This window comes from Streptomyces sp. (assembly GCF_036566765.1).
Taxonomy (GTDB): Bacteria; Actinomycetota; Actinomycetes; order Streptomycetales; family Streptomycetaceae; genus Streptomyces.
This window is the reverse complement of the sequence record NZ_DATCVQ010000487.1, coordinates 1-5,765: the sequence shown is the minus strand read 5'-3', so window position 1 is coordinate 5,765 and position 5,765 is coordinate 1. Positions and strand designations below refer to the sequence as shown.

The window sequence follows — 5,765 nt, the reverse complement described above, 5'->3', positions numbered from 1 at the left end:
GGGGGGCGGCGGTCCGAGGGCCCATCGAATCGTGCCGATCAGCGCCTGGCCGGTCATCCGTACGGCCTTGCGCTCCACGCCCCGCAGACAAGGCAGGTCGAGCGACTCGCACGCCCAGCGCGGAAGGGTCGATACCGCGTTCGCGGCCAGGATCGCGTATGGGGCCCGGGCGGTCCAGGGAAGGGGCGGTTCGTGCAGGAGGAAGCGTGCGGCGTCGCGGGCGTCCCGTGTCGCGCGGAGCTCGTGCCGGTACGAGGTCAGCCGGTCGGCCAACTCGGCGCGGTCGCGCGGTGGATCGATCACTCCGAGCGCGGCGGCGACGCGCGCGGTGTCGGCGACGTACGCGTCGCAGCCGGCGCTATCCAGTGGGTGAGCCCCATAGCGCTGATGGGCGGTCAGGAAGCTGTCCACCTCGGCTACGTGCACCCAGCCGAGCAGATGCGGATCGGAAGCGTGGTACGCCGCTCCGGTCGCGGTCACCCCGCGCACGCGTTCGTGCACCGTACGCACTCGGTCGACGGCCCGCTGCGCGTCGTCGGCCGTGCCGAAGGTCGTCACCGCGAGGAACGTGCTGGTGCGCTGAACCCGTCCCCACGGGTCCCCGCGGTAGCCGGAATGGGCCGCCACGGCGGCCATCGCCAGCGGATGGAGGGACTGAAGCAGGAGGGCCCTCAGCCCGCCGACGAACATCGAGGCGTCGCCGTGCACCGTACGGATCGCGCTGCCGGGTACGAACCAGCGCGGGCCGGGAGTGCCGTGGATGCGGGCGCGTTTCTCCGGGCCGTCTGGACCCGCGACACGCGCGAACAGTGAGCGGCCGAGCCGTTCCCGGAGGTCGAACCCGGGCACGGAAACGTCCATGCGACCAGTATCCGCCGAGTACCACGGACGCCACGCCCTCAGGGACGTCCGGCCCGCCCTGCGCGCAACCCGTGCCCGCAGGGCTGGCGGGAACGGTCACCGCAACGCGTGCACGGCCGCCGCGAACGCGAAGGGCATACAGGCGGCCGTCGGCACGATCAAGCGTGCGGTCTCCTGCCGGCAGCCAGCCCTAAGCAGTGCGCGGGTCAGCAGCCGCTGTCGGCGCGACAGGCGTCGCCAGGCCCGCTCGTAGTCCTGCGGACGCCCCGCTCGCAGGCACCGTACCGCCGCTTCGGCCGACGCCAGCGCGAGGGCGATGCCTTCGCCGGTCAGCGCGTCGACGTAGCCTGCCGCGTCACCGACGAGCAGGACGCGGCCGGCCGCTCTGCCGCGCACCCGTTGCCTGAGCGGCCCGGCGCCGCGAACCACGTCGACGGCCGCGTCCCCGCACAGGCGCGCGGCCAGCTCGGGGAACTGCTCCAGGTGCGTGTCATAGGCGTGTCGTGCCGTGCTCAGTACCGCCACGCCGACGAGGTCGTCCCCGACCGGTGTCACGTACGCCTCGCCGTGCCGCGACCAGTGCACCTCGACGAAGTCCGACCAAGGTGGCACGCGGAAGTGGCGCCGCAGGCCGTAGCGCCGGGGCCCACGGGCGGCCAAGTCCAGGCCGAGTGCGCGACGGATGGGCGAATGCAGGCCGTCCGCCGCGACGAGCCACCGGGCCCGCAGCCCCGCGGCGGTCACCGCCTCGGCTTCCTGGTGGACCTCCCCGACCTTGCCGGGCACGATCCGGACCCCTAGTTCGCGGGCCCGCCGGTGCAGCGCGGCGCTCAGGACGGTGCGGCGCACACCGAGGCCGGAGCCGTCGCGGAAGGCGGCCTGTGCGCGGTGCGGGCCGTCGATGTACCTGATGCCGCCCAGCGGGTGGCCGGCCGGTTCGACGCCGAGGGCGCGCAGGGACAGCACGCCGCGCGGCATGATCCCCTCGCCGCACGCCTTGTCCACCGGGCCGGGGCGGGGCTCGATCACCGCCACCTCCATGCCGTTCATCGCGGCGTGGATCGCGGTGGCCAGGCCGGCGGGGCCGCCGCCCGCCACGAGGAGGTCGATCACGCGAGGCCACCGGGTACGGGGGCCCCCGCGGGGCGTGCAGGGTCCGCGGGGCGTTCCGCCGCGCCGGCCGTCGACCCGAGCGCCGCGTCCTCACAGCGGATGCGCACGGTGAGCAGCACGGCGTTGAGCAGCGTGAACAGGGCGGCGGTCAGCCATGCCCCGTGGATCAGCGGCAGCGCCGCGCCTTCGGCCACCACCGCCACGTAGTTCGGGTGGCGCAGCCATCGGTACGGACCGCCGACCACCAGAGGCAGACCGGGTACGACCAGCACGCGGGTGTTCCAGCGTGGCCCCAGTGTCTTCACGCACCACCAGCGCAGGGCTTGGGCCGCGACGACCACGGCGACCATGGTCCAGCCGAGGCCGGGGTGGAACGGCCGCCGCATCGTCTCCACCTCGGCCAGGCAGCCGAGCAGAAGGCCCGTGTGCAGCACCACCATCACCGGGTAGTGCCGCCGTCCGTGCTCGACGGCGCCGCGTGCCAGGCTCCAGCGTGCGTGCCGACGGGCGACCACGAGTTCGACGACGCGCTCGGCGCCGATCGCGAGCACCAGAAGGGCGTACCAGTTCACGTCTCAGGCTCTCCTTTCCTACCAGCGCAACAGGACGAGTTCGGTGCAGAAGCCCGGGCCCATGGCGAGCAGCAGGCCGGGAGTGCCGGCGCACGGCCTGCTGCTTCCCGTCAGGGTGTCGCGCAGGACGTGGAGCACGGAGGCCGAGGACAGGTTGCCGACATCCGCGAGGGAGCGCCGGCTGATGTCGAGGACGTCCTCGGGCAGGTCGAGCGCCTCCGCGACCGCGTCGAGGATTTTGGGGCCGCCCGGGTGGCAGACCCAGGCCGTCACGTCCTTGCGGGTGAGGCCGTGGTCGGCCAGGAAGCCGTCGACGTCGGAGCCGAGGTTCTTGCGCACCACGTCGGGGACGGCGGGATCCAGGACGACGCGGAAGCCCGATCCGGTGACGTCCCAGCCCAGCAGCCGCTCGGTGTCCGGGTACAGCCGACTGCGGCTCGCCACCACCGCCGGGCCGCTCGCCGCCCCTGCCGTGTGTCTTCGGGTCCCGCAGGCGACCACGGCGGCGGCCCCGTCCCCGAAGAGTGCGGTCGCGATCAGGTTGGCGGGTGAGGTGTCGCCCCGCTGGAAGGTCAGTGAGCACAGTTCGACGGAGAGGAGCACGGCGACGTGGTCCGGCCAGCCCTGGAGGTAGTCGTGAAGGCGCGCGAGACCGGCCGCGCCGGCGACGCAGCCCAGACCGAAGAGAGGCAGCCGTCTGACGTCCGGTCGCAGCCCGAGCCGTCCGACGAGCCGGGCGTCCACCGACGGCGCGGCGATGCCGGTCACTGAGGTGAACAGCAGCAGATCGACATCCCGGGCGGACAGACCGGCCTCGGCGAGCGCCCCGGAGAGGGCTTCGGCGCCGAGGTCCACGGCATGGCTGAGGAAGGCGTCATTGGCCGCGCCGAAGTCCCTCAGTTCGCCGTACCGGTCGAGTGGCAGCGCCGTATGACGTGTGCGGACCTGCGCGCCGCGGTGGAGCCGTTCGAGAGCACGCCGGTCCCCGTCGGCGGCGAGGCACTGACCGGCCACCATGTCGGTGATCTCCTGCTGGGAGTGACGATGTGGTGACAGGACTCCGTAGACAGCTGCGATCCGGGTCATCGGGCTCCCTGGTGCGGACGAGGTGAACCCATATGTGCCCCACGCCGCGTGGTTGTACCAGGGCATAGCTCGTTGGGCGCCTACGATCAGCGCGTGGACGCCACGAACCGGGCTGCTGCCGTCAGGCCCGCCTCGACAACGCCCGCCGGCAGTGGGGCCGTACGCTCCGAGAGCCTTTTCACCGGATTGGTGAGGGCCTGTCATCCGGGGCCGACGGCGGCCGTCACCCTGCTGATGACGGCGCTGGCGGTGTCGGCGGGGCACGGTGGGCGCGGCTGTGTGCTGGTCGGCACGGCGGTGCTGGCGGGCCAGCTGTCGGTGGGCTGGTGCAACGACGCGGTCGACGCCCGGCGTGACCTTGCGGCCGGACGGTACGACAAGCCGGTCGTGTCCGGTGCGATCGGTGCCGGGGGCGTACGGACCGCGGCTGTCGTGGCTCTGGTGGCGAGCGTCCCGCTGTCCCTGGCCGGTGGGCTGCTCGCCGGCTGCGTCCATCTGATCGGCGTCGGCGGCGCGTGGGCGTACAACCTGGGGGTGAAGGCGACGCGGCTGTCCTGGCTGCCGTACGCCGTGGGGTTCGCGGCGCTTCCGGCCTTCGTGGTGCTGAGCCTGCCGGGGAGGGCCGTGCCGGCCTGGTGGGTCGTCACGGCCGGCACGCTGCTGGGCGTGGGCGCGCATCTGGGCAACGTGCTGCCGGACATCGAGTCCGACCTGAGAGCGGGGGTACGAGGGTGGCCGCAGCGGCTCGGTCCGGCGCGCACACGGCTGCTGATGCCGGTCCCCCTCGCCGCGGCGTCCGCGGTGCTCGTCCTCGGTGGGTCGGGGCCACTCAGCGCCGCCTCGTGGGTCGCGCCGGCGGCGGCCGCGCTGACGGCGCTGCTCAGCGCGGTCCTCGGCCGTCGCCACGTCCGACTGCCGTTCATCGCATCCATTCTCGTCGCCGGCATGGACGTGGCGCTTCTGGTGGGGCGTGGCGACTCCCTCACCTGACGGCTCCGCTCCGAGCGTCGATGGTCGGGGCTCTGGAAGGATCCGGCTCAGCGCTTCGCGGCGGCTGTCAGGAACGCCCGCGCACGCCGGCGGCTCCCCGGTGGAGGGCGGGGCGGTCCTGCCGCTGGCGCCGTGTCCGCCGGGCACCGGCGTCACAACCTGTTCTGTCCGGACCGCCGCCGATCGGATCTCGAGGCCGAACGTCTTCCTGGTCCGACGGAACTCCACGGGCCGGGGCCACGTCGCCCAGCCGGGCCCGTAGAGCCCGGCATCTTGTCCGTCATCCTGGGGCCGGTGGTCTCCAGGCCCGAAAGGTTCGGGCAGATCGCGCCACTGAATTCCGGTCCGCACCCGGTGCAGAATCCCGTCGATCACCTGCCGGTATCCCGCTGCCTGGCGCTGACAACCTGCGAAGCTGCCAGGCCGTGCCAGAAGGTACTAAGGGAAACCCTTGCTGTCAGGGGAGGTCTGGGCATCGGGAAGCCCATCTCACCGTCGTCCGGTCAAGTACCCCCGACCAGCGGACGTGGCACGCCAGGTCACAGCGAGGCGCCCGGCCACACGCCACTGGCCGGTCAGGGCCGGCCGCCCACAACAAGTCGACACGGCACCGCGCGGCCCTACGAAGTGCCAGGGTCGTCCTCGAATCCGATGACGTCTGCCAGCTCCTCGTACCGGTACCAGTACGAGTTCGGCGCAAGCTCTCGCACCCGCGTGACAAACGCGGCCCGTGTCGAGGACCACCGCAACAAACAGCGGCGCGGCCAGCAGCTGGACCAGCCCGCAGACCAGGCCGCCCCGTCCAGCCAGCCGCCGGCGGTGTGACCCGCTCAACCGCGCGGCTGGCGCTGGCCTCCCTTCGCTCCTGCCGCGCGGGCGGAGCGACGGCCTGGGCCCGGGGTCGCCACCCCGCCCGGTGTGGTGGCGGAGCCGAAGTCTGGGATGGGTTCCCGCCGTCCCTGTCATGTCGGCAGCGGCCGGGAGAACGGCGCCCATAGATCTAGGAATCGCCGCCTTTCTCGCCGACGTGGCATCCGAGGCCCGGCTATTCGATCAGGGCATTAACGCTGATGATCACTAGACCGATCAACATGTCCAGGCCGCCTGCCCGGCACGAGGACGGCCATCCGTGCCCTGCGGTGC

The 5,765-nt window shown here is 72.8% G+C and carries 6 protein-coding genes; 2 read left to right on the top strand and 4 right to left on the bottom strand.

Annotation, left to right across the window (positions count from 1 at the left end; all coding sequences use genetic code 11):
- The 4 genes from VIU94_RS28565 to VIU94_RS28550 form a co-directional block, all read right to left on the bottom strand.
- Positions 1-861, bottom strand: an 861-nt coding sequence (locus tag VIU94_RS28565; RefSeq protein WP_331915537.1) for an oxygenase MpaB family protein, incomplete at its 3' end; no start/stop codon positions are given.
- A gap of 96 nt (positions 862-957) precedes the next feature.
- Positions 958-1,974, bottom strand: a complete 1,017-nt coding sequence (locus VIU94_RS28560; protein ID WP_331915535.1) for an NAD(P)/FAD-dependent oxidoreductase — start codon at positions 1,972-1,974, stop codon at positions 958-960.
- Positions 1,971-2,546: an isoprenylcysteine carboxyl methyltransferase family protein gene (locus tag VIU94_RS28555; protein WP_331915533.1), complete on the bottom strand. Its 576-nt coding sequence runs from the start codon at positions 2,544-2,546 to the stop codon at positions 1,971-1,973. The genes VIU94_RS28560 and VIU94_RS28555 overlap by 4 nt, the downstream gene beginning before the upstream one ends.
- Positions 2,547-2,564: 18 nt before the next feature.
- A complete protein-coding gene (locus tag VIU94_RS28550) occupies positions 2,565-3,632 on the bottom strand; it encodes a type III polyketide synthase (RefSeq protein ID WP_331915531.1) in 1,068 nt (355 codons plus the stop codon).
- 93 nt (positions 3,633-3,725) lie between these two features.
- On the opposite strand from VIU94_RS28550, the gene VIU94_RS28545 reads away from it, so the two are divergent.
- Complete coding sequence (locus VIU94_RS28545; RefSeq protein WP_331915529.1) at positions 3,726-4,622, top strand: UbiA family prenyltransferase; 897 nt, start codon at positions 3,726-3,728, stop codon at positions 4,620-4,622.
- A gap of 651 nt (positions 4,623-5,273) precedes the next feature.
- Positions 5,274-5,447, top strand: a complete 174-nt coding sequence (locus tag VIU94_RS28540) for a hypothetical protein (protein WP_331915527.1) — start codon at positions 5,274-5,276, stop codon at positions 5,445-5,447.
- The last annotated feature ends 318 nt before the right edge of the window (positions 5,448-5,765 follow it).